The organism is Pseudomonas sp. CF161 (assembly GCF_000416215.1).
Lineage (GTDB): Bacteria > Pseudomonadota > Gammaproteobacteria > Pseudomonadales > Pseudomonadaceae > Aquipseudomonas.
In genome coordinates, this window is record NZ_ATLP01000084.1 from 1 (window position 1) to 26890 (window position 26890).

General features: G+C 63.6%; 22 protein-coding genes and 1 pseudogene. 9 read left to right on the forward strand and 14 right to left on the reverse strand.

Features of this window, described 5'->3' with window-relative positions:
- The 3 genes from CF161_RS16385 to CF161_RS16395 form a co-directional block, all read left to right on the forward strand.
- Positions 1-1414, forward strand: a 1414-nt coding sequence (locus CF161_RS16385) for a GGDEF domain-containing protein (RefSeq protein ID WP_020297723.1), incomplete at its 5' end; no start/stop codon positions are given.
- A gap of 105 nt (positions 1415-1519) precedes the next feature.
- Positions 1520-2299, forward strand: a complete 780-nt coding sequence (locus tag CF161_RS16390) for an N-acetylmuramoyl-L-alanine amidase (protein WP_043229642.1) — start codon at positions 1520-1522, stop codon at positions 2297-2299.
- A 76-nt stretch (positions 2300-2375) separates the two neighbouring features.
- Positions 2376-3995, forward strand: coding sequence for an EAL domain-containing protein (locus tag CF161_RS16395; protein WP_020297725.1), 1620 nt, complete (start codon positions 2376-2378; stop codon positions 3993-3995).
- Between the two features lie 6 nt (positions 3996-4001).
- Here CF161_RS16395 and CF161_RS16400 read toward each other — a convergent pair whose 3' ends face one another.
- Positions 4002-5789, reverse strand: a complete 1788-nt coding sequence (locus CF161_RS16400; RefSeq protein ID WP_020297726.1) for an ATP-binding protein — start codon at positions 5787-5789, stop codon at positions 4002-4004.
- A 10-nt stretch (positions 5790-5799) separates the two neighbouring features.
- Complete coding sequence (gene algB / locus CF161_RS16405; RefSeq protein WP_020297727.1) at positions 5800-7146, reverse strand: sigma-54-dependent response regulator transcription factor AlgB; 1347 nt, start codon at positions 7144-7146, stop codon at positions 5800-5802.
- Between the two features lie 428 nt (positions 7147-7574).
- Between algB and CF161_RS16410 the strand changes: the two genes are divergently transcribed.
- The 5 genes from CF161_RS16410 (at position 7575) to CF161_RS16430 (ending at position 12021) form a co-directional block, all read left to right on the forward strand.
- Positions 7575-7862 (forward strand): hypothetical protein, encoded by a 288-nt coding sequence (locus CF161_RS16410; protein ID WP_020297728.1) that lies wholly within the window; start codon positions 7575-7577, stop codon positions 7860-7862.
- Positions 7863-7943: 81 nt separating this feature from the next.
- Positions 7944-8108 carry a DUF1328 domain-containing protein gene (locus CF161_RS32305; RefSeq protein WP_003170804.1) on the forward strand — a complete coding sequence of 55 codons (165 nt, stop codon included), beginning with the start codon at positions 7944-7946 and terminating at the stop codon, positions 8106-8108.
- 2 nt (positions 8109-8110) lie between these two features.
- A complete protein-coding gene (locus CF161_RS16420; RefSeq protein WP_020297729.1) occupies positions 8111-8575 on the forward strand; it encodes an inhibitor of vertebrate lysozyme family protein in 465 nt (154 codons plus the stop codon).
- 736 nt (positions 8576-9311) lie between these two features.
- Positions 9312-10640, forward strand: a complete 1329-nt coding sequence (gene gltP / locus CF161_RS16425) for a glutamate/aspartate:proton symporter GltP (protein ID WP_020297730.1) — start codon at positions 9312-9314, stop codon at positions 10638-10640.
- A gap of 151 nt (positions 10641-10791) precedes the next feature.
- The gene (locus CF161_RS16430; RefSeq protein ID WP_020297731.1) at positions 10792-12021 is read left to right on the forward strand and encodes a nucleoside recognition domain-containing protein; all 1230 of its coding nucleotides are present in this window, start codon (positions 10792-10794) and stop codon (positions 12019-12021) included.
- A 52-nt stretch (positions 12022-12073) separates the two neighbouring features.
- Here the strand turns inward: CF161_RS16430 and CF161_RS16435 are convergent, their stop codons facing one another.
- From CF161_RS16435 to CF161_RS16475, 9 genes are all read right to left on the reverse strand, one after another.
- Complete coding sequence (locus tag CF161_RS16435) at positions 12074-12706, reverse strand: ABC-type transport auxiliary lipoprotein family protein (RefSeq protein ID WP_020297732.1); 633 nt, start codon at positions 12704-12706, stop codon at positions 12074-12076.
- The gene (locus tag CF161_RS16440; protein ID WP_020297733.1) at positions 12703-13641 is read right to left on the reverse strand and encodes an MlaD family protein; all 939 of its coding nucleotides are present in this window, start codon (positions 13639-13641) and stop codon (positions 12703-12705) included. Before CF161_RS16440 ends, CF161_RS16435 begins: the two co-directional genes overlap by 4 nt.
- A 1-nt stretch (position 13642) precedes the next feature.
- Positions 13643-14449, reverse strand: a complete 807-nt coding sequence (locus tag CF161_RS16445) for an ABC transporter ATP-binding protein (protein WP_020297734.1) — start codon at positions 14447-14449, stop codon at positions 13643-13645.
- Complete coding sequence (locus CF161_RS16450) at positions 14443-15591, reverse strand: ABC transporter permease (RefSeq protein ID WP_020297735.1); 1149 nt, start codon at positions 15589-15591, stop codon at positions 14443-14445. Before CF161_RS16450 ends, CF161_RS16445 begins: the two co-directional genes overlap by 7 nt.
- A 54-nt stretch (positions 15592-15645) precedes the next feature.
- A complete protein-coding gene (locus CF161_RS16455; protein ID WP_020297736.1) occupies positions 15646-16689 on the reverse strand; it encodes a DUF5924 family protein in 1044 nt (347 codons plus the stop codon).
- Between the two features lie 109 nt (positions 16690-16798).
- On the reverse strand, positions 16799-18172 hold the full coding sequence (locus tag CF161_RS16460) for a pitrilysin family protein (protein ID WP_020297737.1): 1374 nt from the start codon (positions 18170-18172) through the stop codon (positions 16799-16801).
- A 56-nt stretch (positions 18173-18228) separates the two neighbouring features.
- Entirely contained in the window at positions 18229-19887 is a 1659-nt protein-coding gene (locus CF161_RS16465) for a Na/Pi cotransporter family protein (protein ID WP_020297738.1), read from the reverse strand.
- Between the two features lie 211 nt (positions 19888-20098).
- Entirely contained in the window at positions 20099-20866 is a 768-nt protein-coding gene (locus tag CF161_RS16470; protein WP_020297739.1) for a TerC family protein, read from the reverse strand.
- A 77-nt stretch (positions 20867-20943) separates the two neighbouring features.
- Positions 20944-22251, reverse strand: a complete 1308-nt coding sequence (locus CF161_RS16475) for a CitMHS family transporter (RefSeq protein ID WP_020297740.1) — start codon at positions 22249-22251, stop codon at positions 20944-20946.
- 319 nt (positions 22252-22570) lie between these two features.
- On the opposite strand from CF161_RS16475, the gene CF161_RS16480 reads away from it, so the two are divergent.
- Complete coding sequence (locus CF161_RS16480) at positions 22571-22972, forward strand: GFA family protein (RefSeq protein ID WP_020297741.1); 402 nt, start codon at positions 22571-22573, stop codon at positions 22970-22972.
- On the opposite strand, the gene CF161_RS16485 is transcribed toward CF161_RS16480, so the two are convergent.
- From CF161_RS16485 to CF161_RS16495, 3 genes and pseudogenes are all read right to left on the reverse strand, one after another.
- A complete protein-coding gene (locus tag CF161_RS16485; protein ID WP_020297742.1) occupies positions 22969-25335 on the reverse strand; it encodes a tubulin-like doman-containing protein in 2367 nt (788 codons plus the stop codon). The two genes, CF161_RS16480 and CF161_RS16485, sit on opposite strands and share 4 nt — an antisense overlap.
- 67 nt (positions 25336-25402) lie before the next feature.
- The gene (locus tag CF161_RS16490; protein WP_020297743.1) at positions 25403-26116 is read right to left on the reverse strand and encodes a hypothetical protein; all 714 of its coding nucleotides are present in this window, start codon (positions 26114-26116) and stop codon (positions 25403-25405) included.
- A 37-nt stretch (positions 26117-26153) separates the two neighbouring features.
- Positions 26154-26890 (reverse strand): annotated as a pseudogene (locus CF161_RS16495) (hypothetical protein); the annotation flags it as partial.

Here is a 26890-nt window from a genome sequence, read left to right on the forward strand (position 1 = left end):
CAGCCAGGCCCCGCAAGAGCCGGAACCGTCGCCGTTGCCGCCTGCCGCGCAGGTCGTGGCATTCGTGCCACCGGTGCTGGCCTCTCCTGGCGCGCCTGCCGCAGCCGCAGCCGAGCTGCCCGTCGAACCTGTGGTTGAAGCACCAGCGCCGAGCGCCGTGGCGCCTGAAGCCGCAGAGGTGCCCAGCCCCGAGCCTGACAACCCGGACGAATTGACCCCGGCCGTGGCGCTCGAAGACAGCGTGCCGAGCGTACCGCTGATCGACAGCCTGCCCCTGCCGGCGGTGATGGCCGAAGCCCTGGCCGCGATCGACCCCGAGCAGCCCGAGGAGGACGTGCTCTACGCCCTGCCTGATTCCCCCGAGCCGTCCTACAGCTCGGTGGCCAAGCACATCGAACATACCCTGCTGGGCCTGCTGGATGACCTGAGCCTGCCCGAACGCCATCGGCCCCAGGCCGAAGCCATGCGTGATCGCCTGCAACATGGGCTCAACTGGTATGAGTTGCTGCCGATCCTCGACGATCTGGCGGTACTGATGCTGGCGATCACCGACAGCGGTCAGCATGAGTTCGAGGTGTACCTCAAGCAGTTGAACGAGCGCCTGGAGTCGTTCCAGAGCAACCTGCAGGCCGCCAGCGATGGCCATGCCGACAGCCACTCGGCAGCGCGGGCCATGGATACGCAGATCCGCGAGCAGGTCGACGGCTTGCAGAGCAGCGTCCAGGAAGCGGCCGATCTGGAAGACCTCAAGCAGGTGCTGGAAAGCCACCTCGAAGGGCTGCTGGGGACCATGGACCATCACCAGAAGCAACGGGACGAACGCGAGAAGGAAGTGGCCGCGCGCTTGCAAAGCCTGGCCGAACGCGTATCGAGCATGGAGCAGGAAGCCCAGGGTTATCGTGAGCACCTGGAAGAACAGCGGCAGAAGGCGCTGATCGATCCTTTGACCGGCCTGCCTAACCGCGCGGCCTGGAGCGAGCGGCTGGAGCATGAAATCGCCCAATGGCAGCAGCACGGCAACACCCTGTTGCTGGCGATGCTCGACCTTGATCACTTCAAGCGCATCAACGACAACTACGGCCACCTGGCCGGTGACAAAGTGCTGAAAATCATTGCCACGGTGCTGCGCAAGCGCCTGCGCGGCAGTGATTTCATCGCCCGCTTCGGCGGTGAAGAGTTTGTCCTGATGATGCCTGACACCACGGTTGCGGTCGGTGTGCGCCTGGTGGAAGCCCTGCGCGCCGCCATCGAAGCCTGCCCGTTCCACTTCAAGGGCGAGCGCGTGACCATCACCGTGTCTATCGGCATGAGTGCGTTCAAAAGCGGCGAACGCAGCGAGCAGGTGTTGAAAAGAGCCGATCAGGCGCTGTATCGGGCGAAAGATGCCGGACGCAACCGGGTGGAGATCGGCTAAATCGGATTTGTTCTATTTTTGTGTAAAACGCCGGCTTTCGCCGGCCCGGCCCGGGGCAGTACGTTACACTGTTGCATTATTGTCTGCCGCGTACTGCTCTCTGCCATGAAATCTCTTGTGTTTGCCCTCTCGTTTTTATTGCTGGCCGGTTGCGCCAGTGGTCCTCGAATCGACACCAGCCACCCTTCGGTCAACTTCGACAATCGCGCGCAGTTCATTGTCGTGCATTACACCTCAGCCTCCCTGGAGCGTTCGCTGGCACTGCTGACCCATGGCCAGGTCAGCAGCCACTACCTGATCGGCGATGACAAGGCGGGCACCATCTTCAAGCTGGTGGACGAGAATTACCGCGCCTGGCACGCCGGAGAAAGCGAGTGGCAAGGCCGTACCTGGCTCAACTCCAGCTCCATTGGCATTGAAATCGTCAACCCGGGCTTTCGCGACACCCCCGCCGGCCGCGTCTGGTATCCCTACAGCGAAGCGCAGATCCAGAACCTGATCGTGCTGCTCAAAGACATCAGCAAGCGCAACAACATCTCGCCCCGCCATATCATCGGGCACAGCGACATCGCCCCCCTGCGCAAGCTGGACCCGGGCCCGCTGTTCCCCTGGAAACGCCTGGCGGATGCCGGCCTCGGCCAATGGCCCAATGCCCAGGCGGTCGCGCGGCAGCAGGCGGTGTATGCTCAGGCGTTGCCCAGCGCCACCTGGTTCCAGCAGGAATTGGCTCGCCTGGGCTACACCACCCCCCAGACCGGCGAGTTCGACGTGGCGACCCGGCATGTGTTGACGGCCTTCCAGATGCATTTCCGCCCGGGGCGCTTTGATGGCGTCGCCGATGCTGAAAGCGCGGCGATCCTGCAGGTCCTCAACCAGACAAAATAATGACGCCCGCCCGACGGTCCGGGCGTTTTCTCAATCAGTTGCTATAACTCATTGGTAATCCTTCGGATATCCAATCATGCCCGCTGCTCGCGAGCTCCTGCGCACCTGGTTCCATCGCCCGTGGTTGTTGGCGGTGCTGGCGGCTGGGTTCAGCGCGGGGTTGCTGCTGCTTGGAAGCGCCGGGGTGGCCATGCATCAGGTCGAGCAGCGCGAAAGCGAGCAGATGAATGCCCAGGGCGAGCGCTTCCTGGAGCGTCTGGAGCAACTGTTTGGCCAGTTGCGCGAAGGCCTGGATGTGCTGGAGGCGCAGCCCTTGCGCGAATGCAGCGGCGATATGGTCGCCGCGCTGCAGCAGGTGAGCTTCAACTACCGCTTCATTTATGAGGCGGCCTACATCGATGCCACCCAGGCCTGCTCCAATTGGCCGCGCCAGGACAGCCTGGCGGCGATCCGCGCCCCGGATATCAAGGGCCCGACCTACAGCTATTGGCTCAACACCTCGACCCAACCCAATGAAAACCTCGCGGCGCTGATGCTGGGACGGGGCAACTTCCGGGTCGCCACCTCCCGCGGGCATCTGACCGATGTCGTGGACCTGCCGGCCAACAGCAGCCTGATGGTGGTGGTGGACCACGGCACCCGCGCCATCCCGGTGCTTGGCCAGGCCCTGCCATGGCCGGTGGCCGAACCGGTGCCACCCGGCAATCACGATGCCCTGCAGGTGACCCCGACCCGCCTGATCTACCGCATGCCCACCCGCACTCCCGAGTATCAGTTGGTGCTGGTCACCCCGCGCGCGAGCATGCAGGCCGAGATGCTGGAGGACTGGTGGTGGCTGCTGCCCATCAGCCTGTTGTTATCGACCTTTATCGGCGGCCTGGTCTTTCAACTGGCGCGCCAGAGCCAATCGTTGGGTGGGGAGCTGCACGGCGCCCTGCGCCGCGATGAATTGCAGGTGCTGTACCAGCCGATCTTCGACCTCAATACCCGCCGCTGCGTCGGTGCCGAAGCCCTGCTGCGCTGGCGCCGCCCGGATGGCACCCTGACCAGCCCCGACCTGTTCATCCCCCTGGCGGAAAACACCGGGCAGATCCGCCAGATCACCGACTTTGTCCTGCAGCGCTTGCTGGAGCAGTTGGGGCACTTGCTGCGGGCCAACCCGCAGCTGTACATCTCCGTCAACCTGGCCGCCTGCGATGTGATGGTGCCGCGCATTGGCCAGGTGATGGCCCGGCTGCTGGCCTTGCATCATGTGGCGGCGCGGCAGATTGCGTTCGAGGTGACCGAGCGTGGGCTGATCGATGTGGTGGTGGCCCGCGACAACTTGCAGGCCTTGCGCGATGTCGGGCATCAGGTGTTGATCGACGATTTCGGCACCGGCTATTGCAGCCTGGCGTACTTGCAGACCCTGCCGGTGGACTGCCTGAAGATCGACAAGGCGTTTATCGACGCCCTGGGTCACGACGCCGCCAGCAGTGGCGTGGCCCCGCATATCATTCGCATGGCCCATGCCCTGCAACTCAAGGTGATTGCCGAGGGCATCGAGTATGAAGACCAGGCGTTGCTGCTGAGCAGCGAGGGGGTGAGCTACGGCCAGGGCTGGCTGTTCGCCCATGCCCTGACAGCCATGCAGTTTATCGAGTTGGTCACCCGGGGCCGGCGCCTGGCGCCGAGGCGTATCGACGACGAAGCCTGAAGCCTTCTAGAGCGGCAGCGCCAGGTAGAACTGGGTGCCCTGCCCCGGCCGTGAGTAGACGCCCATGCGCCCGCCATGCAGCTGGACGATCTCCTTGCACAGTGCCAGGCCCAGCCCGGCGCCGCCTTTCTTGCGGCCGACCTGGACGAAGGGCTCGAAAATCCGCCCCTGCTGCCCATAGGCAATGCCTTCGCCATTGTCTTCGACGCTGATGATCACCCGTTCGCCATGGCGCCTGGCCTGCAGGCGGATCTGCCCGCCGGGGGCGGTGTGCCGCAGGGCATTGTCGATCAGGTTGTCCAGCACCCGCTCCAGCTGTTGCTGGTCGGCGTTCAGGCGCGGCAGCGGTGCCTGGGTCTCCACCAGCAGTTCGATGTCCTTGTCCCGGGCCTTGCCGGCGAAGCGCTGTTGCGCCTGCTCCAGCAGGTTCTCGATGGTGCAGGGGGCCAGGGTGAGTTTTTGCAGACCGTTCTGATAACGGGAGAAATTCAGCAGGTCGTTGATCAGTTGCATCAGGCGCTGCATTTCTTCGTTGACGGTATTGAGCAGGTCCGCCTCGCGGGAGTCCTCGGCAAAATGCACCCGTTCCTGCAACAGGCCGAAGGCCATGTGCATGCCGGTGACCGGGGTGCGCAATTCGTGGGAGGCGCGCAGCACGAACTCGCTGCGTACCCGCTCGAAGGCCCGTTGTTCGGTCACGTCGTGCAGCACCATCACCGCCCCGAGAATATGCCCCTGGGTATGGCTGACCGGGGTCAGGCTGTAGGTCAGCAGGCGCGATTCCCCGTCCACTTCGATGGCCAGGTCCTCTGGCGCGCGCTCCAGGTTGCCGCCGCGCAGCACCAGTTGCAGTTGTTCGTCGAGCTCCGGGCGCTCCAGGGCGCTGCCCAGGCCTTGGCCGAGGCGTTCCTCGTCCCAGCCCAGCTGGCGCTGCGCTACCGGGTTGAGGTGCTCCAGGCGGCCTTGGCGGTCGATCATCAGCAGGCCGTCGTCGATGCTGTCGAGTACCGCCTGCAAGCGCTGCTGGCCGGCCAGCAGTTCATCGACATTGGTCGCCTGATGCTGGCGCAGGGCCTCGGCCATGATCCCGAAGCGGCGGGTCAGCAGGTTCATCTCCGCCGCCGAGGAGATCGGCAGGGTCACTTCGAAATTGCCCTGTCCGATATTGTCGGCCGCCTTGGCCAGGGCTTCGATCGGTGCACCGAAGCGCCGGGCAATGCCATGGGCGGTGATAAAACCGATGATCAGCACCGCCACGCCCACCAGCCCCAGCAGGCCGGCGATCAGCAGCGCCCGATCACGGGCCTTGCTCTCGATGTGGTTGATGTTGTCCAGGGCTTGCTTGTGTTCGTTGATCAAACCGCTGCGCAGCGCATTGAAACGGTCGGTCAGTTGCTGATTGCCTTTGATCCCCAGGGTTGAGTTCTCGGCATTCTGGTAGGCCTCCATAAAGCCCAGGTAATCGCTGCGGGCCTGGTGGAAGTTGCCGTTCGCATCGCCCTGGCGCTGATACTCGATGCCCTGGTCGAGCAGTTCCAGGTAGTGCTGCTTGGACGCTTCCAGGGCGGTCAGGTCGGGGTTGTCGCCGAGCATGATGATCAATTGATCACCCAGGGTCTGGCGCAGCTTGAGGCCCAGGTCCAGGGTGATGAAGTTGCTGCGGATCAACGACTCCTGGTTCTTGGCCATCTGCATCACGCTGACCAGCCCCAGCAGCAGACCCAGCAAAGCCACGGTGATCAGCGCCGAAATACTCAGGAACAGCCGCGTGCGCAGTTTCATCGCTAACTTCATGAAATACAGCTCACAGGTTGTACTGTTTGCGTTTGCGATACAGGGTCGAAGCGTCGATGCCGAGCGTCTTGGCCGCCTGGTCGAGGGTGTCGCTGGTGGCCAGGACTGCGCCGATATGGGCTTTTTCCAACTCGTCCAGGCTCAGCGCCGCGCCGATGCGCGGGGCGTTGTTGGTGGGTTGTTCGGCCATGCCCAGGTGGCTCATTTCCACCCGCTCCTGAGGGCAGATGATGCTGGCGCGCTCCACCACGTTGCGCAGCTCGCGGATATTGCCGGGCCAGCGATAGTTGAGCAGCGCTTCCCGCGCCTCGTCGCTGAAGCCCCGGGCCGGGCGCGCGTATTCCTTGACGAAGCGCGCCAGGAAACGATCGGCCAGGGTCAGGATGTCCTCGCTGCGCTCGCGCAGAGGCGGCAGGTGCAGGGTGATCACGTTCAGGCGGTACAGCAGGTCTTCCCGGAAGCGTCCGTCACGCACCATGTCCTCGAGGTTGAGGTTGGTGGCGGCGAGGATCCGCACGTCGGCGCGGCGGGTTACCGGGTCGCCCACGCGTTCGTATTCCTTGTCCTGGATAAAGCGCAGCAGCTTGGGCTGCAGGGTCAGGGGGAAGTCGCCGATCTCGTCCAGAAACAAGGTGCCGCCATCGGCCTGGTTGACCCTGCCCAGGGTGCTTTCGCTGGCCCCGGTAAAGGCGCCGCGGCTGTGGCCGAAGAGCTCGCTTTCCATCAGCTCGGCAGTCAGGGACGGGCAGTTGATGGTGACGCAGGATTTTTTCGCGCGCTTGCTCCAGCCGTGAATGGCCCGGGCCAGCTCGCCCTTGCCGGTGCCGGACTCGCCCAGGATCAGAATGTTGGCATCGGTGCTGGCCACCTGGCGCGCGGTTTCCAGAACCACTTTCATCGCCGGGCTGTGGGAGTCCAGGCCGTCCTTGGGTTTGCGCACTTCACCTTCCAGGGCTTCCAGGCGCGCCGAGAGCTGGCGCACTTCCAGTTGCTTGGCGGTGGCCAGGCGCAGTTGGTCGGGGCTGCAGGGTTTGACTAGGTAATCGGCGGCGCCGGCCTGGATCGCATCCACCGCGGTGTCGACTGCCGAATGCGCGGTCACGATCACCACGCGCATCCACGGCGCCTGGGTGCGCATTTGCGCCAGTACGTCCAGGCCGTTGTCTTCACCCAGGCGCAGGTCGAGGAAACACAGGTCGAACACCTGGCGTTGCAACAGGGCGTCGGCCTGGGCCGCGCTGTTGGCGGTGGCGACGGTATAGCCCTCATCTTCCAGGCAGTAGCGGAAGGTGCGAAGGATCGCGGACTCATCATCCACCAGAAGGATACGACCTTGTTTTTCCGGCGTTGATGCCATTTCCCACTCTCCTTAAATGAACTGTCTTATTTAGTCCCGGAAAAATCGGGCAAGTTGCAATGTTAATTCTGATTCATTCCAGGACATGCAGGTTAGTTATCTCCCGACCTAATAGCTAATGACCTGAATTGGCGGATTTTTCGCGGTTTTGCCGGGGTGTTGTTCAGTCTGGCCCAGGGCCAGCAAAGTTCCCCGGGGGTGATTGCCGGCGCCCAGGGCCCGACGAATCGTGCATTTCGCACGGTGTGCCGGGGCCCATCGTGCAGGATGCGTGCGATCAAGGTGTTTTTGTATTTTATAAGTTATTGATTTTATTGGTTATTTAATCATTTTCGAAGCTGGCATGGGGGCTGCAATGTAGTGAGTATCAAGGGGCGATTTGCACGGCTCCGCTAATAACATCACCACAGTGTGGGAGGAGTTTCAGGATGAGCCGCCAAAGCCTTGCCCAATTGCGCATTTCGCCTCTGCACGTGCAGCAGGGTCTGTTCGCCAGCCTCGCGTTGCTGGTGACCCTGATTGGCGGCCAGCAGTTTCAGCAGTGGCAGCACGCCCAGCAGCAGCAAGCGTTGCGTGTGCCGGCTCATCAATTTACCCAGACCCATTTCAGCCGGGCGGGCAGCGCATCTGCCGCCTCGGCGCCGATGCAGATGATGGCGGTCGACCAGGCGCAGCCTGCGCTCGAAGCGCCCGCTCAGCAGCGCTGGGTGTTCTAGGCAAAAGGCCCGGCGCGCATTCAGCGCACCGGAGCTGGCAACACAAGCGGCATCCCCAATAGAAGAGTAAGGAGAATCACCATGTTGAGCTGGGCAATCACATTCCTGATCATCGCCATTGTCGCTGCCGTACTGGGCTTCGGTGGTATCGCAGGCACCGCCACGGGTATCGCCAAAATTCTCTTTGTCGTGTTCCTGGTGATGTTTATCGCTTCCTTCTTCTTTGGCCGTCGCGGCCGAGGCTGACCATGAGCTTTTCGTTCAAGACATTGACGGCCGCGCTGTTGCTGGGTGGCAGCACCTTGGCAATGGCGGCCAACGATGGCCAGGCGCGGGTCAATGAGCTGCTGAGCTCGGACCCGCAGTACCGTGAAACCTGGCAAGGGGTTGTGCACAAGGAAGAGCGGTTGCCGGAGTGGGTGATGAACCTCTCGGGCGATGCGCAGCAAATGAACGCCGTTGAAGAAGACGGCGACAAGTACCTGGTCGGGCCGTTGTGCGAAACCGCGCAAACCTGCCTGAACAAGCGCTTGATCGTCGCCGTCAGCTTCGACAAGAAACACGCCTACGCCATGCTGGTCGAAGTGCCGGCGGGCCTGCCCGCTGACAAATCGCCCACCCGCCATGCCGAGTACCGTTTCCTTGGAAAGCCGGACGAAGGCATGCAGGCGCTGTTGAAAGAACAGCTCAAGAAAGACCCGAACTGGTACTGAGTTCAGAGGTTTTGCTGACAGGCAGAGGCGCCGGCCCAGGCGCTTCTGACTCTTGCCCCGGCCTGAGGAAGGCTTGGGCATGACCAAGGGGCCGGGACGTTCTGATTGTTCCAGGATCGGAGTGACCTAGGGGTACAGGGAGTGCCTCCGCAAGGGCCGGGTCAGGAAAGAGCGGCGGCGCAAGTTCCCAAGCCAAGCATGGCTTGACGGACTTGCGGCGTGCTTGAACGCGCCGCGTCGCGCGCCGAAGCCATGGGCTTCAATTCGACAGCATCGCCCTTGGGATAAAACATCCGTTGACGTCGATCAAACGTTTCACGGTGTTTCTCTGCGACCGTACATCCAGAAACTTCTCGAAAAATACCGATCAGTCTTAGGCTGTTTATTCAGCGCATTCCAGAAGTTTCCAAGGCTCTTTCCTGACCTTCCCGACAGCCCTGCACACCGCCTGAAATGGCCGTTTCGCGGCATTATTGCCTGCCGAAATGGCGTATTCGAACCGGTTGGGACGTTCGTTTCGTTTGGAAAATCTCATGCCGATTCGGCATAGGGTAGGCGTTTACGGCATTAGACGCGCCTCCCTTGCATCGGAATAGTTGCGCCTTTTTTCGCCTGCCGAGAGCCCTGAATCCGCGCTCGGGGTGACCTTATACGGGGGCCGATGCACAGACTTTTCCGCCATTGAGCGTTCCAGTTCGCGCATCAGCCCGAGTCCAACGCAAGTAAGGGTAATGATATGAAGAAGGCAAAGCTTAGCCTCGCCTGGCAGATCCTCATCGGTCTGGTTCTGGGGATAGCAATTGGTGCGCTGCTCAACCACTTCAGTGCGGAAAAAGCCTGGTGGATCAGCAACGTCCTGCAACCTGCGGGCGATATCTTTATCCGTCTGATCAAAATGATCGTGATTCCTATCGTGATCTCTTCGCTGATCGTCGGTATCGCCGGTGTCGGCGACGCGAAAAAACTCGGGCGCATCGGCCTCAAGACCATCATCTACTTCGAAATCGTCACCACCATTGCGATCCTCGTCGGCCTGGTCCTGGCCAACGTGTTCCACCCGGGCACCGGCATCGACATGAGCACCCTGGGCACGGTGGACATCTCCAAGTACCAGGCGACCGCCGCCGAAGTGCAGCATGAGCACGCGTTCATCGAGACCATCCTCAACCTGATCCCGTCGAACATCTTCGCGGCCATGGCTCGCGGCGAAATGCTGCCGATCATCTTCTTCTCGGTGCTGTTCGGCCTCGGTCTGTCGAGCCTGCAATCGGACCTGCGCGAACCCCTGGTGAAGATGTTCCAGGGCGTTTCGGAAAGCATGTTCAAAGTCACCCACATGATCATGAACTACGCCCCGATCGGCGTATTCGCCCTGATCGCGGTGACCGTCGCCAACTTCGGCTTCGCCTCCCTGCTGCCGCTGGCCAAGCTGGTGATCCTGGTTTACGTGGCCATCGCCTTCTTCGCCTTCGTGGTCCTGGGCCTGATCGCCCGCCTGTTCGGCTTCTCGGTGATCAAGCTGATGCGCATCTTCAAGGATGAACTGGTGCTCGCCTACTCCACCGCCAGTTCGGAAACCGTACTGCCGCGCGTGATCGAGAAGATGGAAGCCTACGGCGCGCCGAAAGCCATTTGCAGCTTCGTGGTGCCGACCGGCTACTCGTTCAACCTCGACGGTTCGACCCTGTACCAGAGCATCGCCGCGATCTTTATCGCCCAGCTGTATGGCATCGACCTGTCCATCAGCCAGCAACTGCTGCTGGTGCTGACGCTGATGGTCACCTCCAAAGGTATCGCCGGGGTTCCGGGCGTGTCCTTCGTGGTGCTGCTGGCGACCCTGGGCAGCGTTGGCATCCCGCTGGAAGGCCTGGCCTTCATCGCCGGTGTCGACCGCATCATGGACATGGCGCGTACCGCCCTGAACGTGATCGGCAACGCCCTGGCCGTACTGGTCATCTCCCGCTGGGAAGGCATGTACGACGACGCCAAGGGCCAGCGCTACTGGAACTCCCTGCCGCACTGGCGCAGCAAGGAACCGCTGCCAAGCGGCGAAACCAGCCGCTGATCCAGCCGCTGACGCAGGTGGCGCCGGTCCTCACCTGCGCCGCACTGCTTCAGCCCGGCCACCGCGCTGTTCGACAAACCCCGGTCAATCCGGGGTTTGTCGTTTCTGCCCGCCCCGCTATCATTCGCCGCATCTTTCGGGGGATTAACTGATGCTCAATGGCCTGTGGCTTGGCTTTTTCATCGTCGCGGCCGTTTCGGCACTGGCGCAGTGGCTGATCGGCGGCAACGCCGGGATCTTTGCGGCGATGGTGGAAAGCATCTTCGCCATGGCCAAGTTGTCGGTGGAAGTGATGGTGCTGCTGTTCGGCACCCTGACCCTGTGGCTGGGCTTCCTGCGCATCGCCGAAAAAGCCGGGATCGTCGACTGGCTGGCCAAGGTCCTGGGCCCGCTGTTCCGGCGCTTGATGCCGGAGGTGCCCGCCGGCCACCCGGCCATCGGCCTGATCACCCTCAACTTCGCCGCCAACGGCCTGGGCCTGGACAACGCCGCCACCCCCATCGGCCTCAAGGCCATGCGTGCCCTGCAAGAGCTCAACCCCAGCCAGACCGTGGCCAGTAACGCGCAGATCCTGTTCCTGGTGCTCAACGCCTCCTCCCTGACCCTGCTGCCAGTGACCATCTTCATGTACCGCGCCCAGCAAGGCGCCGCCGACCCGACCCTGGTGTTCCTGCCGATCCTGCTGGCGACCAGCGCGTCGACCCTGGTCGGGCTGCTCTCGGTGGCCGTGATGCAGCGCCTGCGGCTGTGGGACCCGGTGGTGCTGGCGTACCTGATTCCCGGCGCATTGGTCCTGGGCGGCTTCATGGCCCTGCTCGCGACCCTCTCGGCCACGGCCCTGGCCAGTCTGTCGTCGATCCTCGGCAACCTCACCCTGTTCGGCTTGATCATGCTGTTCCTGGTGATTGGCGCGCTGCGCAAGGTCAAGGTCTACGAGGCCTTCGTCGAGGGCGCCAAAGAAGGCTTCGACGTCGCCAAGAACCTGCTGCCGTACCTGGTGGCGATGCTGTGTGCGGTGGGTGTGCTGCGGGCTTCCGGGGCACTGGACTTCGGCCTGGACGGTATTCGCTACCTGGTGGAATGGGCGGGTTGGGACACGCGCTTCGTCGACGCCCTGCCGACCGCCATGGTCAAGCCGTTCTCCGGCAGTGCGGCGCGGGCGATGCTGATCGAAACCATGCAGACCCAGGGCGTGGACAGCTTCCCGGCCCTGGTGGCGGCGACTATCCAGGGCAGCACCGAGACCACCTTCTATGTGCTGGCGGTGTACTTCGGCGCGGTGGGCATCCAGCGTGCGCGGCACGCCGTGGGCTGCGCCCTGCTGGCAGAATTTGCCGGGGTCGTGGCGGCCATCGGGGTGTGCTACTGGTTCTTTGGCTGAGTCCGCCGGCCAGGCGCTGCAAGGGTGAACGCCCCTGCAGCGTCATCAGGCCCTAGGGTTTGTACAGGGCACTACCCTGGGCCACGGCCCAATCCACCACCTGGCGGCTGAGCGCATCCCCGGCCTGGCCAAAGCCTGCCACCACCGCCGGGACTTTCGGGTCGTTCAATGGCTGGCGCACTTCAAAGCGCTTGCTGGCGAGGATCTTCTGGTCGTAACCGCGCACCAGCCGCGCATCCAGCCCTATCACCACTTCCACCGCGTTGCCCTGGTACTGGCTCTGGAACGCCTGCAATTCGCCGCCCAGCTCGAAGTCCGCCTGCAGGTTGCTGTCGTCGGTGCTCAGCAGCGGCACCCGGCCGTCGCGCTGAAAGCCGTCGAGCAGGCGGTTGCGCAGCAGGATCGGCGCCGGGTCGCTCCAGCGCGAGTTCTTGTAGCTGCTGATCAGGTTGCCCTCGGGCAGCACGGCGATGCGCGCATTGTTCAACGCATCCCCCGCCACCGGCTTGGCCACCCGCAGTGACCAGTGCTGGACCTGCCCCGTGCCCTTGTTCGCAGCGACCTGGGCCACCGGCAGCCGATAGACATCCACCGGCTCGCCCTTGGGCAGGATCGAGCAGGCGCTGCTCAGGGCAAAACCGCCGATCAGGGCGAGGTGGCCAAAGGCTCGGCAAATAGGCGTCATGGCGTGAATTCCTTGTTCGTGTCGTTACCCAGGAGGTAGCCGCCGGGATTGGCTTCCAGGCGGCGGGTGATGGCCCGCAGCGAACTCAGGGTATCGCGCAGTTCCCGCACCGCCGGCGCCAGGCCGTTGAGGCCCTGGATACCGTTGTTCAGCGAATCTTTGTTGTTGCTCAGCAAGCTGTTGATGGTGGCGCTGCTTTGTTCCAGTGAGCGCATGGCCTGCTCGGCGCTGCCGAACATCTGCTTGCCCTGGTCGTTGAGCAGGCCGTTGGCGGTGCGCATCAGCGCGGTGGTCTGCTCCAGGGTGCCGCTGGCCTGCTTGCCGAGGTTGGCCACCTGCTGCATGGCCAGGCGCAGGTCGCCACGTTGCTCGGCAATGGCGCTGGTGGTCTGTTCGAGATTGGCCAGGGTGTTGTTGATGTGCTCGACGTTCTCTCGGGAGAACATGCGGTTGGCGTTGTGCAGAAGCAGGTTGATGCTGGTCATCAGGTCATTGCTGTTGTTCAGCAGGCGGGCGATGGGCGACGGCGAGGCGACGATGATCGGCAGCTTGCCGTCCTTGCCCCGCAGCGGCTCGCTTTGCGGCGTACCGCCACTGAGCTGGATGATCGAGGTGCCGGTGATCCCGGTCAGGGCCAGCTTGGCCTGGGTGTCTTCCTTGATCGGGGTCTCGCCGCTCAGGCGGATCCGCGCCAGGACCCGGCGCGGGTCTTTCGGGTCCAGGCGCAGGCTGACCACGTCGCCGACCTTGATCCCGCTGTACTGCACCGCGCTGCCTTTGGACAGGCCGCTGACCGCCTCGTTGAACACGATCTCGTAGTCCTTGAACTCCTTGTCCACGCTGGACTTGGCCAGCCACAGGCCAAACAGCAGGGCACCGACCACCACGAGTACGGTGAACAGGCCGATCAAGACGTGATGGGCTCGGGTTTCCATGTCATACCTCGTTGAGCTGTGTAGCGGCCAGAAGCGCCGCGCGGCCGCGAGGGCCATGGAAGTATTCGTGTATCCACGGGTCGTCGGTCTCGGCGACCTTGTCGATGGCGTCCGCCACCAGCACCTTCTTCTGCGCCAGCACCGCCACCCGGTCGGTGATGGTGTACAGCGTGTCCAGATCGTGGGTGACCAGAAACACACTCAGGCCCAGGGCATCGCGCAGGGTCAGGATCAGTTGGTCGAACGCCGCGGCGCCGATCGGGTCGAGGCCGGCGGTGGGTTCGTCGAGAAACAGGATGTCCGGGTCCAGGGCCAGTGCCCGGGCCAGTGCCGCGCGCTTGATCATGCCGCCCGACAGCGAGGCCGGGTATTTGTCGGCGGCCGACAGCGGCAGCCCGGCCAGGGCCAGCTTGACCGCCGCCAGGTGTTCGGCGTCGGCGCGGCTCAGGCCGGCGTGTTCGATCAGCGGCAAGGCGACGTTCTCGGTGACGGTCAACGATGAGAACAGCGCGCCTTTCTGAAACAGCACGCCGAAACGTCGCTCGACCATCGAGCGTTCATGCTCGGAAAGGCTGGGCAGGTTCTGCCCAAAGACCCGCACCGAACCTTCGCTGGGCTGGCGCAGGCCAACGATGCTGCGCAACAGCACCGACTTGCCGCTGCCCGAACCACCGACCACGGCGAGGATCTCGCCCTTGTACAGGTCCAGGTCGAGGTTCTCGTGCACGCTCTGCTTGCCGAAGCGGTTGCACAGCCCGCGGACTTCAATCACCGCCTCGGCGGGGGCGCGAGGTAGACGGCTCACCATCCCATCTCCATGAAAAACAGCGCGGCCACGGCGTCCAGCACAATCACCACGAAAATCGACTGCACCACGCTGGACGTGGTGTGGGCGCCCACCGATTCGGCACTGCCGCTGACCTTGAAGCCTTCCAGGCAGCCGATCGCGGCGATCAGGAAGGCGAAGATCGGCGCCTTGACCATGCCCACCAGGAAGTGTTGAACGCCGATGTCGGTTTGCAGCAGGGACAGGAACATCGCCGGCGAAATTCCCAACGACAGGGCACAGACCACTCCGCCACCGATAATCCCCGAAAGCATCGCCAGGAACGTCAGCATCGGCAGGGCCACCAGCAGCGCCAGGACCCTGGGCACCACCAGCAGCTCCATGGGGTCGAGGCCGAGGGTGCGGATCGCGTCGATTTCCTCGTTGGCCTTCATCGAGCCGATCTGCGCGGTAAAGGCACTGGCCGTGCGCCCGGCCATCAGGATCGCGGTCAGCAGCACGCCGAATTCCCGCAGGAAGGAGAACGCCACCAGGTCCACGGTAAAGATGCTGGCGCCGAAACTGGCGAGCACCGTGGCCCCGAGAAACGCCACCACCGCGCCCACCAGAAAGGTCAAAAGGGCCACGATAGGCGCTGCGTCGAGGCCGGTCTGTTCGATATGGGCCACCATCGGCGTGATGCGCCAGCGCTTGGGGCGCAGCAGGCCACGGGTAATGGTTTCCAGAATCAGCCCGACAAAGCCCAGCAGTTGCAGGGTGTCCTGCCAGATCGCATCCACCGCCCGGCCGATGCGCGACAGCAGCTGGATGCCAACCGAGACTTCCGGCTCCTTGACCGGGATGCAGAAGTCGCTCAGGGAGCAGTAGACGGTGCGCAGCAGCGCGCGGTCGGCGGTCGACAGGGTGCAATCCTGGTGCTCGGCGCTATGCCCCAGGCGTTCGGCCCCCAGCAGCTCCACCAGCAGCGAAGCGCCGGCGGTGTCCAGGGCGCCCAGGGCGTTGAGGTCGACAGGGGTGTTGGCGTCGTACTGGCTGGTCAGTTGCTGGGTGAGGCGCTTGAGTGCGGTGTAGTGGGCAAGCGTCCAGTCCCCGCTGATGCGCAGCCGGGGCGGGGTCTGGGAAGTATCGAGTTGGGCACTGCCGGCCGTTGCGCTGCTGGTCATAAGCTCCGTGCTTGTCTGGCTGTTACGCAGTGGTACGTAATAGCACGATCCCGGCTATTTTGCCTCGCCCTGAGCCGGCGCGGCTTGATCTGCGCCAGTGACATTGAAGCGCAGCACACCGATCACCTGCCCGTCCTCGGTCAGGACCCTGACCTGCCAGCGGCCCACCGGGTCGCCGGGGAAATTCTGCTTGTGGCTCCAGGCGCGGTAACCCTCCTTGCGCCCGCCATGGATATCCAGGGCAATGCGGTCGAGCTCTTTGCCGTTGAATTGCCAGACGTGATAAATCCGCTCGTCGAGCCCGCGCGGGGCGTTGATCGCGGTGTAGGCGTACAGGCCATCGCTGCGCACCTGGGCGACGCTGATGTCTTCCAGGCTGTCGCCGGGCGTGCGGTCCTGCAACTGGGTGCTGATGGCCTCTTCGGTGATCCACAAGGTTGCCGGTGGCACCCAGGAACGCAGCAGCCAGCCGGCGCCGCCAATCGCCAGGGTGATGCTCAACACCGCCAGGCCGCTGCGCAGGCTGCGGATCGGGAAGATCGAAGCCAGGCTCGGAAACGACAGCAACATGGCAATGCCCAGCGCCAGCTTGAAGCTCTGGGAGGTGGTCAGGTGCAGGATGATCGGCAGCGCCGTGAGCAGCACCGCGAACAGGGTCAGGGTGTGCAGCGCCAGGAACAGCCAGCGCCGCGGTGCCAGCCACTTGTAGTAAAGCGGGTCGGTGATCGAGACCAGCGCCGCGGCTCCCAGCAGCCCGGTAAAGGCCAGTTGGCCGCTGTTCCAGGCGGTGGTGATAAAGAAGAACGGCAGGACGAAGAACAGGCTTTCCTGGTGGATCATCTGCGTCGCGTAGCGCAGCAGCGGCTGGGGAATCTCGCGCTTGAAGACCCGGGTGAAGAGCTGGGTCAGGGTGTTTTCCAGCATCAGCCAGAGCCAGCTCACCAGCATGATCACCGCGATCCAGGTGGCCAGGCCTTGTTGGCGGTCCACCAGGATGAAGCTGCCGACCCCGGAAATGAACCCGCCGAGGGCGATCACCCCTGGGTAGCGCTTCATCAGTTCGAGGATGCGCTGTATATGGTGAGTCCAGTTAGGCATTGGGCGGGTTCACAGTCATGGCGGGAAAAATCGGCGACAGGATAGCGTCGCCGCGCAGGTGTGGCGAGGCGCCCGGGCAATTAATCCACGTGCGCCTGTGGCCCCCCGTTCATCGTCGTCGCAGGCGCCAGCCCAGGGCGATCAACAGTACCAGCGCCAGCAGCCCACCCAGCAGCCACACCACCTGCTCGTCACTGAGCAGCGGTTTTTCGATGCGCAGGTAGCCTGGCTCCGCCAGCAATTGGCGCATGGCCTGATTGGTCTGTTCCAGGCTCACGGCCCGCAGGCGCTTGGCCGGGTCGTTGAAACGGCCGTCGGCGTAGTCGCCCAGGGCGCTCCAGTAGTAATCGGCCAGGGCACTGTTGCCCTGCACTGCCCAGGCCTGGCGGGCAATGGCGGCCTGCTTGAGGCGCTCGAAGGTGGCGGCATCCAGGCCGTCCTTGAGCAACTGCGCCTTGAGCTCGCGGATCACCTGCTGCGCCTGCTCCAGGTCATCGCGCGCCAGGTCGGCGTTGAGGCTGAGGAAGCCCTGGCCGCCGAACACCTCGCGCTCGCTCCAGGGGCCGTATGACAATTCGTGGTCGAGCCGCAGCCGGCTATAGAGCGCCCAGTCCAGGTATTCCTTGAGCAGGTCGAAAGTGGCGTCGTGCTCGTCGTCCAGCACCGGCTCGGCAAACAGCCAGTGCAAGGTCGCGCCGTTGCCGACCCAGCCCTTGATCAGGCTGCGTTCGGCCGCTGCCGGCTGCTGGATATCCGGCAGCGCCAGGTGTTCGCTGGGCTCCACCGGTTCGAGCTGGCCATAGGTGCGCTCCAGGTAGGCGGGGAGCAGGCGGTCGAGGTCGCCGACGATAATCAGGGTCATGTTGTTCGGGGCATACCAGTGCTTGCGCACCTGATCCAGCTGCGCGGCCGTGAGGTGTTCGACTTCGGCGCGCTCGGCGCATTTCAGGCCCAGTTCCACCGCCAGTTGATTGCCGGCCTTGTGGCCCAGGTCCTGGCGATCGAGCCAGCGTTGCAGGTGCGAGTAATGGCCGCCGTCCTCGCGCTCCACCACCTGTTTCGCGGCGGTGATGGCGTTGTCGTCGATCTGGGTGCGGGTCAGCAGGGCCAGCAGCAGGTCGAGGACCTTGCGCTGGTTTTTCGCCGGGGCCTCGATGACGAAGGTGGTGTCGGCGTTGCTGGTAAAGGCATTCCACTCGCCGCCCAGGGCCTGCATGCGTTCTTCCAGGCCGCCTTCGCCGCTGCCATCGATGCCGCTGAACAGCAGGTGTTCCAGCAGGTGCGGCAGCTCCTTGTCGGCACAGTCGAAGTCATCCAGGCCGACCCCGACCACCAGGCGGATGGCCACATGGCCGCGCTCGGTCCCGGGCTTGAGCAACAGCTGCAGGCCGTTGGGCAGCAGGTAGCCCTCGACCTGAAAGCGGTCCAGGGCCGACACATGCGCGCAACTCAACAACAGACAGGCGAACAACAGACAACGCATAGCGAGCTTCCTTACGGCGTGCGTAAGTTCTACAGACTTCAGTCAACCATGGACGTTCAGGGTGAATGGGTGATGTCAGCGAGATCTTCCGCCGCCAGGGCACCGGTTTCGGAGGTTTCCAGGACCACATAGGCGCTGCTGCAGAACAGCGAGTTCAAGCGCTTCATGTCGGCGATCAGCTCCAGGTGCAGCGAACTGGTCTCGATGCTCTGGACGATTTTACGTTGCAGGCGGCTGACGTGGGCGTGCGCCAGGCGTCGTTCCTGTGCGCGGAAGCGACGCTTCTCGCGCAGCAGCTGGCGCGCGCTTTCCGGATCGGCGCTGAGAAAGACCGACAGCCCCAGACGCAGGTTGGCGATCAGTTGGGCGTGCAACCCGGCCAGCTCTTCCAGGCCGACTTCGGAGAACTGGCGGCGTTGCGAGGTTTTCTGCTGCTGCACCTTGCGCAGCATGCGTTCGATCAGGTCGCCGGCGAGCTTGAGGTTGATCGCCAGTTCGATGATCTCGGCCCAGCGCCGGCTGTCCTGGTCGCTGAGGTCTTCCCGGGGCATTTGCGCCAGGTAGAGTTTGATCGCGCTGTACAGCGCTTCGACATCGTCGCTCAGGCTGCGCATTTCCTGGGTGATGGCGGTCTGTTTGCCGCGCAGCACGTCGAGCATGGCTTCGAGCATGTTGTCGATCAGGTCGCCCAGGCGCAGGGTTTCCCGCGCCGCGTTGGCCAGGGCCAGGCTCGGGGTGACCAGGGCCGTGGGGTCCAGGTGCCGCGGTTTGGCCCGGCCGCTGTCTTGCGGGCGCTCGGGCAATAGCCAGGCGCAGAGCTTGGCCATGGGCCCGACCGTGGGCAGGAGCAGCAGGCAGCGCAAGGTGTTGTAAAGCAGGTGGAAGCCGATCACCACCTCTTGCGGGCTGAAATCCAGGCTGTCCATCCAGTGCGCCAGGGGGTCGAGCACCGGGATGATCAACAGCAGGCCGAACAACTTGTACAACAGGCTGCCCAGGGCCACCTGGCGCCCGGCGGCGTTCTGCATGCTGGTACTGAGGAAGGCCAGCACGCCGCTGCCGATGTTGGCGCCGATCACCAGGCCGATGGCCACCGGCAGGCTGATCACGCCGGCACCGGCCAGGGTCGCGGTCAGCAGCACGGCCGCCAGGCTGGAATAGGAGACCATGGCGAACACTGCGCCCATCAGGGCGTCGAGCAGGATGTCGCCGGTCAGGGAGGCGAACAGGACCTTGACGCCCTGGGCATGGGTGATCGGCGCGGCGGCTTCGACAATCAGCTGCAACGCTAGAATGATCAGGCCCAGGCCGATACCGACCCGACCCAACTGGCCGGCCCGGGTCTGTTTGCGCGAGAGGAAGAAGATGACCCCGAGGAAGATCAGCAGCGGCGACAGCCACGACAAATCAAAGGTCAGCACCCGCGCCATCAGCGCCGTGCCGACGTCGGCCCCGAGCATGGTCGCCAGGGCCGGGGTCAGCGCCATCAGGCCCTGGCCGACGAATGAGGTGACCAGCATCGCCGTGGCGTTGCTGCTCTGGACCATGGCGGTGACCAGGATCCCGGCGACAAAGGCCAGCGGGCGGCTGGCCATGTTCTGGCCGATGACGTGACGCAGGTTCGAGCCATAGACCCGCAGGATCCCGGTACGCACGATATGCGTGCCCCAGATCAACAGGGTCACGGCGGATAGCAGATTGAGCAGGGTCAGCATAAAGGGTCCCCTGGGGTGAATCGCCCCAAAGGGGCAAGTTGACGGTGCCGCGCGACGATCTACGTTCTGTATTTAAGCTGTAGTTGGCTAACGGTCTGGGCGCCAGCATCGCATAGCTAAAGTGCGCATTGAAATAAAACTGTCATGAAAACAGCTTTCTGCAGACGTGAAAAAGGGGCCCGTGAGCCCCTTCTTTCAGTCCGCGCTCGGGTTATTGACCCGGAATATCCTTGCGCAGTTTCACCGGATCGCTCTGTTTTTTCTTTTTCGCGATGGCGGTGCGCATCTTGATGTTGACCGCTTCCACCGCCAGGGAGAACGCCATGGCGAAGTAGACGTAGCCTTTAGGCACATGCACTTCGAAGGCTTCGGCGATCAGCACGGTACCCACCACCAGCAGGAACGACAGCGCCAGCATTTTCAGCGACGGGTGCTTGTCGATGAAGTCGCTGATGGTGCCCGCGGCGAGCATCATCACCAGCACCGCGACCACGATCGCCGCGACCATCACCGGCACATGGGACACCATGCCGACGGCGGTGATCACCGAGTCCAGGGAGAACACGATGTCGATGATGGCGATCTGGATGATGGTGTAGAAGAAGTTGCCACCCTTGCCAGTCGGCTCGTCCGCTGTCTCGTCCTCGCCTTCCAGGGCGTGGTACATCTCCTGGGAGCTTTTCCAGAGCAGGAACAGGCCGCCGAAGAACAGGATCAGGTCGCGCCCGGAAATACCCTGGCCGAAGACCACGAACAGGTCGGCGGTCAAGCGCATGACCCAGGTGATCGACAACAGCAGCAGGATGCGCGTGACCATGGCCAGCGCCAGGCCGAACAGCCGGGTCCGGGCCTGCATATGCTTGGGCATGCGGCTGACCAGGATCGAAATCATGATGATGTTATCGATGCCCAGGACGATTTCCAGGGCGGTCAGGGTAAAGAAGGCAACCCAGATTTCCGGGTTGGTCAGCCATTCCATGTGTATTCCTTTGAGCGAGTGTTAGATCGCCCGGGGCGGTTGATCAGCCAACCGGCCCGGGCGAAGAGTCATTGCCGTTATAGAGTGCTGAACAGTGGAAAGATCCCCATCAGCAAGGCTGCGAACATTATGCACAGGCAGACCAGCACTGCCCACTTGAGGGTGAAGCGCTGGTGATCGCCGAACTCGATCCCGGCCAGGGCTACCAGCAAGTAGGTCGAGGGTACCAGCGGGCTCAGCAAATGCACGGGTTGGCCGACGATCGAGGCACGGGCCATCTCCACCGCGGTGATGCCGTAGTGGCTGGCCGCTTCGGCCAGTACCGGCAATACACCGTAATAGAAGGCATCGTTGGACATGAAGAAGGTGAACGGCATGCTCACCAGCGCGGTGATCACCGCCAGGTACGGACCCAGTGCATCGGGGATGACCGCCAGCAGGCTCTTGGACATGGCGTCGACCATGCCGGTGCCGGAAAGGATCCCGGTGAAGATACCGGCGGCGAAGATCAGCCCGACCACCGCCAGTACGCTGCCGGCGTGGGCGGCGACGCGGTCTTTCTGCTGTTGCAGGCACGGGTAGTTGACGATCATCGCGATACTGAAGGCCACCATGAACAGCACCGGCAGCGGCAGCAGGCCGGCGATCAGAGTGCACATCAGGGCCAGGGTCAGCGCGCCGTTGAACCAGATCAGCTTCGGACGGCGGGCATCAGGGAACTGCGAGACGCTGATTTCGCTGTGGTCGATCTCATCGCCCACCAGGTGCAGTTCACCCAGGCGCGCCCGCTCACGCTTGCCGTACATGTAGGCAATCGCCAGGATCGCCACCACGCCCGCCAGCATGGCCGGGATCATGGGTACGAAAATGTCCGAAGGGTCCACGTGCAGCGCACTGGCGGCGCGTGCGGTGGGGCCGCCCCAGGGGGTCATGTTCATCACCCCGCCGGCGAGAATGATCAGGCCGGCCATGATCCGCGGGCTCATGCCGATGCGGCTGTACAGCGGCAGCATGGCGGCCACGCAGATCATGTAAGTGGTGGCGCCGTCACCGTCCAGGGACACCACCAGGGCCAGCACCGCCGTGCCGACCGAAACCTTCAGCGGGTCGCCCTTGACCAGCTTGAGGATCTTGCGCACCGCCGGGTCGAACAGGCCCGAGTCGATCATCAGGGCGAAATACAGGATGGCGAACATCAGCATCACGCCGGTGGGCGCCAGCTTGGTGATGCCTTCGAGCATCATCGGCCCGATCTTCGGCGCAAAACCGCCGAACAGGGCGAAGAGGATGGGCACGATGATCAGGGCGATCAGCGCCGACAGGCGCTTGGTCATGATCAGGAACATGAAGGTGATGACCATGGCAAAGCCAAGGAAAGTCAGCATGGGAATACTCCAGGCGTAGCGCGGCTAGGGAATGGCGAACCGGTGGGGTCAGCGCAGAACGGGAAGCGCGAGGCGTGCGGGTGGAGTAGGTGCAGCGAGGCGGGTAGGAGCAAACATCAGAATCACCATTGTTGTTGTTAATTGGGCCGGGAAGCGTCGCAACGCTCACTGTGGCCAACCGGTCTATTGCCGGAAGTGGAGGCGATCCTAATCGGGGAAGCTTTCAGCTACCTTTCGCCGGTGAAAGGAATGGGTGGATGTTCAAGCAACCGATGAGCGGCATACAGTGGCCGCCACCACAACAAAAGGAGAAAGGCACATGGGCGAACTGCACACCGGGGGCTGTCATTGTGGCCGGCTGCGTTATCAATTCAGTGGCCCGCTGCGGGATATCGCCCATTGCCACTGCTCGATCTGCCGCCGGGTCAGCGGCGGCCTGGTGACCACCTGGATCACCCTGCCCGCCCTGGCCTTCCACTGGACCCAGGGTGCGCCCGCGCGCTACGCCTCCTCCCCCAGCTGCACCCGGCTGTTCTGTGGCAACTGTGGTGCGCAGCTGGCGCTGGAGACCCAGCTGAGCCCGGGCAGCATCGACGTGACCATCGCTACCCTCGACCACCCGGAACAGGCCGCGGCCGACCGGCATATCTGGACCGACAGCCGCCTGCCCTGGCTGCACCTGGATGAGCAGTTGCCGCAAGAGCCGCAAGAACAGCTCTAGCCCGGCATCGGCGGCTCGCTGGGGGGCGCAGCAGGCGGTGTGAACAGGCCCGCCAGCTCCGCCTGGGTCTCGGCGACAAACCACTGGCTCAAGCCCGGACGCCACAGCAAGCTGTGGCGCGTGATCTGCCCGGTGCTGACGTAGTGTTGCAGCTCAAGAAAGCTGTAAGGGCCGTATTCGACGCCGCCGACGTTGAGGTGATAGCGCGTCTGACTGTCCCTGGCATGCTGCGCCGCGGCCTGTGCTGCCTGAATCCTCGGGTTGAACAAGGCCTCCAGCCAGTCAGGGTCGAAGCACTCCGGGCGCAGCTGGAGTTTCTCGCTGTGGTGCAGGACGACTTCAGAGACATAGACATCGCCTTTTGAGCCATTGATCGAACGGGTGATCGCCGGCAATTGATTTTGCGCCTGCTCGATCAGGGCTTCGGCGTGTTCAGGCGCCTGCTCGCGCAGGAGCCTGAAGCATTCGCTGCGCAGGATGGCGCTGAGCTCCCTGGGCAATGAGCACGCCGGCTCGGCTATCCCATTTTCATCGACCACTCTCAGGCTTTTGTAAGCGTCGTGCCCTAAGTGCTCGAACAGCGCGCACAGCGCGGCAAGCAGTGCCGGGCGCGGCTGGCTCAAACGCGCCTGTACCCGCGTCGAGAGCAGCTGCCGATGAGGGGCCCGCAGCCCGTATTGGCGAATGGCCGGCTCGGTGCCAATGCCAAAGGCCTCGCCTTGGTCCATGAACTCGTAGGCCTGCCCCGGGTTGCGGGTCAATTCGCCCAGGGCAATGGCTTGCAGATACAGGCGCAGGTCGCGCGCCAAGGCCAGGTAGTGCGCCTGGTCGAAGATCAGCGGATGGCAGTTGGCGTACGTGTTCACGTGCAAGGGACGCTGCTGTGCCTGCTTGCGGTAGTTGGCCAGGTAGTCGGGCAGGTCGCGCAAGGCGTTCAGGGCAAAGCCGCTCAAGCGCATGGAGGCGATCAGCCGCCCAGGGACCTGACAATCGATGAATTGCAGGTCATTCGGGTGCAGGCTTGGCAGTGCGGGCAGGCATTGACTCAGCAACTCACCGTACAGGCGCCTGAACTCGGCAGGTTGCGGCACGCAGAGCAGACACAGGTAACCGTCGGGGTTGGTTCCGCGGCCGGGTTCAAGCTCCAGGTTGGCCCAGGGCATGGCCTGTTCCAGCCACAGGCTCAATACCCGGTGCAGGTCTTGCGCAGTCAGGCCGGCCAACAGGGCGAGCAGTGGGTCTTCGGCCTCCTGTGGCGCCATCAACCCGCTGAGCAGCGGCTGGGTGTGGCCGCTCAGGTGCAGGTCGGCCAGGCCGTCGGGCCGGTACGTCGCGTACAGCTCGGCATGGCCCTGGCTGGAATAGCTCATGGGGTTCCGCAAGGCGGGGGTGTTTTCGAACTCTTCCGGCAGTTCCACTCTATGACTACGGATGGTGTACTGGCGATGGATGCTACTCATGATCCATTTTTTTTCGCTCAGCGGCGGATTGGCCAGATCGTTGAACAGCATGTCGCCGAGCATCAACGGCAGGTCTTCCGGCTCCTCACAGCGACGTTGCGCGAGGTTGCAGGTGTCGAACACATAGAGGTCGTCGAACGGCCCCACCGGATTGTCGTCCTGCGCGGTCGTATAACCACGCCCGCGAGTTTCCAGCTCCATCAGTGCGGCGTAGCTGTGGGCCTGTGCCCGCTCCGGTTCGATGTGCATCGCCCCGCCGGCCAGTATCAGATGCAAGGCGACACGCCCGGGGATGTTCTGTTCGGCAAGTGTTTGCCGGGCCAGATCGCCGATCTGCAGAAACGACCCCGAACCGTAGCTGCCCGCCGCCGAAGCGATTATCACGATATTGATGCAGTCCCGGCTCACATTGAGGCCAAGGCGCTGGGCCTCGGCGTCTTGCGTGGGGTCGCAGGTGTGCAGGTGGTGCAGGGCCTGACGCACCCTGGCGCGGATCTGTTCGGCCTGGGTCAGGCAGTACAGGCGGGAAAAACCGCGGAGCCGATGGTATTTCATCGGCTCGATTCCCCAGTGCTTCATGGTCTGCGAGGTCAGGGGCGACCATTTGGCGACGTCGGGCGAGTCCAGCTCGGCCTCGGGGTCGAACGGGCCACTGATGATTTCATCGACCCGAAAACAGGCTTCGGGCTGCGCGGGCTCCAGGCCCCGCTCCCAGACCTGGAAGTCACTCGGGTGGAACCGAATAAAGCGCGCCAGGGGGAAGTCGGCCAGGCGCTCGATGCGTTGCCCCTCGCGCCAGGAGGTGGCCAGCAGGCGCTCGCGCAGGTGCAGGCCGACCCGGCTGCCGGTATTGCCCAGCGCGATAAAAAGCGTGGGGCGAACCTTATACCCGGATTCGGTCATGGGTGTGTCTCCAGCGATCCATGCGGTTTGCCCAGGGGCGCCCGACGGGCGCCCCGCATCAGGCATTTCAGTCGAGGTAGGCGATCTGATAGGTGTCGGCGTCGATCATCACCAGCTGCACGTTATTGCTGCGGGTGTTGACCGGCTTGCCGTTGAGCAGCACCGACGTGTCGACGCGGTACACGCCTTGCGGCACCTGGTTGTCCAGGGTGATGGTGAAGGTGTTTTCGTAACCGCCGCTGCCGGGCTTCTCGTTGGCGATCTTGGTGCCTTCCTTGAACGCGGTGGTGGCGCCCGGCTCATACAGGCGCACTTCTTCCTTGATCTCGTTGACGGCCTGGCGGCTGCCATCGATGGCCACGATGTTGGACACCACTTTGATCGGCTGGCCGCGCTTGATGGTGCTGCCGGGCTGGATGCTGGTCTGGTAGCTGACCACTTGCGGCTCGGCAGGGGCCTTCTTGCCGCCTTTGCGGTACTGCGCCTCGACTTCCTGGGGCGACTGGGTCTGCACCGACTTGGCGTTGATCACGAAGCACACGGCGATACCTGCGGCCGTGCCGGCTACGACGCCGACCCCGCGATCCTTCTTGCCGCTGACCGCTGCCCCGGCTGCCGCCCCTGCCGCGATGGCCAGGCCGCACTTGAGCCAGTCGCCGCCGCTCCAGCCAGTCGGGTTCATGCTCTTGGAGTCGATGTTGGCGCAGCTTTGCAAGCCGAAGATCGATACAAGGCCCAGGGCAAGCAAACGCTTATTGGGGGAACGCGGGTGCTGGGTCATGGATGATTTCCAAGTGATCGAAGGGAGGCCGGCGTCATCATTCGATGGTGGTCCGGTTCAGGGCCTGGGATTGCTGGCGCGTGGCCTGGTTGATGATGTTCTGCGCCTCGCGGTTGCCCGGGTCCATGTTGAGCACCAACCGGGCGACGGTGATCGCGCTTTGGTAGTCGCGACGGATCAAGGCCTTGCGTGCCTCGTTCAGCGAGCGGCCGACCATGCTGGCGGCACCGTTGTTCTGCTCGATGCGCGTGGTGGAACGCGGTGGCGTGCTGGGCTGCGGTGCGGGTGCCGGGATCGCCTGAACCTGCGCCGCGGCCTTGGCTTCCTGCTCGCGCCGGGCCTGCTCTTCGGCGCGTTTGCGCTGGTCGGCAGCGTCTTGCTGGGCCTTGCGCTCCTGCTCCTTGAGCCGTGCCTGCTCTGCCAGGTCCTTGTCGCGCTGCACCTGCTTCAAGCCGTCTTTGGCCCGATTCAACAGGCTCAGGGCCGCCGGGTCCTGGCTGTTTTTCTGCAGGACCTGTTCGGCTTTATCCAGCGCGCAGTTGTAGTCGCTCTGGCGCAGGCATTGCTGGCCAGCGAGCAGCACCTGTTCCAGGTCGCGCTGACTGTTGCGCGAGCCGAGCTGGTTCATGCCATAGAACGCCAGCAGTGCCAGGACCAGCGCACCGATCACGATCTTTTTCAGCAGGCCCTTGGGTTTCTCCGCAGGCGGTGCCACAGGTGGAGTCGGCGCGGCTGCCGGGGCTGCCGGCGCGGGTGGCGGCGTGGCTGGCGCAG

What these genes read in the sequence shown, in the direction of transcription:
- CF161_RS16460 (WP_020297737.1), bottom strand. Translation starts at nt 18,172, where the DNA reads ATGCGTTGTCTGTTGTTCGCCTGTCTGTTGTTGAGTTGCGCGCATGTG.
- CF161_RS16440 (WP_020297733.1), bottom strand. Translation starts at nt 13,641, where the DNA reads ATGGAAACCCGAGCCCATCACGTCTTGATCGGCCTGTTCACCGTACTC.
- CF161_RS16430 (WP_020297731.1), top strand. Translation starts at nt 10,792, where the DNA reads ATGCTCAATGGCCTGTGGCTTGGCTTTTTCATCGTCGCGGCCGTTTCG.
- CF161_RS16490 (WP_020297743.1), bottom strand. Translation starts at nt 26,116, where the DNA reads ATGACCCAGCACCCGCGTTCCCCCAATAAGCGTTTGCTTGCCCTGGGC.
- CF161_RS16455 (WP_020297736.1), bottom strand. Translation starts at nt 16,689, where the DNA reads ATGCCTAACTGGACTCACCATATACAGCGCATCCTCGAACTGATGAAG.
- CF161_RS16435 (WP_020297732.1), bottom strand. Translation starts at nt 12,706, where the DNA reads ATGACGCCTATTTGCCGAGCCTTTGGCCACCTCGCCCTGATCGGCGGT.
- CF161_RS16465 (WP_020297738.1), bottom strand. Translation starts at nt 19,887, where the DNA reads ATGCTGACCCTGCTCAATCTGCTATCCGCCGTGACCCTGTTGATCTGG.
- CF161_RS16445 (WP_020297734.1), bottom strand. Translation starts at nt 14,449, where the DNA reads ATGGTGAGCCGTCTACCTCGCGCCCCCGCCGAGGCGGTGATTGAAGTC.
- CF161_RS16470 (WP_020297739.1), bottom strand. Translation starts at nt 20,866, where the DNA reads ATGGAATGGCTGACCAACCCGGAAATCTGGGTTGCCTTCTTTACCCTG.
- CF161_RS32305 (WP_003170804.1), top strand. Translation starts at nt 7,944, where the DNA reads ATGTTGAGCTGGGCAATCACATTCCTGATCATCGCCATTGTCGCTGCC.
- CF161_RS16480 (WP_020297741.1), top strand. Translation starts at nt 22,571, where the DNA reads ATGGGCGAACTGCACACCGGGGGCTGTCATTGTGGCCGGCTGCGTTAT.
- algB (WP_020297727.1), bottom strand. Translation starts at nt 7,146, where the DNA reads ATGGCATCAACGCCGGAAAAACAAGGTCGTATCCTTCTGGTGGATGAT.
- CF161_RS16450 (WP_020297735.1), bottom strand. Translation starts at nt 15,591, where the DNA reads ATGACCAGCAGCGCAACGGCCGGCAGTGCCCAACTCGATACTTCCCAG.
- CF161_RS16400 (WP_020297726.1), bottom strand. Translation starts at nt 5,789, where the DNA reads ATGAAGTTAGCGATGAAACTGCGCACGCGGCTGTTCCTGAGTATTTCG.
- CF161_RS16485 (WP_020297742.1), bottom strand. Translation starts at nt 25,335, where the DNA reads ATGACCGAATCCGGGTATAAGGTTCGCCCCACGCTTTTTATCGCGCTG.
- CF161_RS16420 (WP_020297729.1), top strand. Translation starts at nt 8,111, where the DNA reads ATGAGCTTTTCGTTCAAGACATTGACGGCCGCGCTGTTGCTGGGTGGC.
- CF161_RS16410 (WP_020297728.1), top strand. Translation starts at nt 7,575, where the DNA reads ATGAGCCGCCAAAGCCTTGCCCAATTGCGCATTTCGCCTCTGCACGTG.
- CF161_RS16390 (WP_043229642.1), top strand. Translation starts at nt 1,520, where the DNA reads ATGAAATCTCTTGTGTTTGCCCTCTCGTTTTTATTGCTGGCCGGTTGC.
- CF161_RS16395 (WP_020297725.1), top strand. Translation starts at nt 2,376, where the DNA reads ATGCCCGCTGCTCGCGAGCTCCTGCGCACCTGGTTCCATCGCCCGTGG.
- CF161_RS16475 (WP_020297740.1), bottom strand. Translation starts at nt 22,251, where the DNA reads ATGCTGACTTTCCTTGGCTTTGCCATGGTCATCACCTTCATGTTCCTG.
- gltP (WP_020297730.1), top strand. Translation starts at nt 9,312, where the DNA reads ATGAAGAAGGCAAAGCTTAGCCTCGCCTGGCAGATCCTCATCGGTCTG.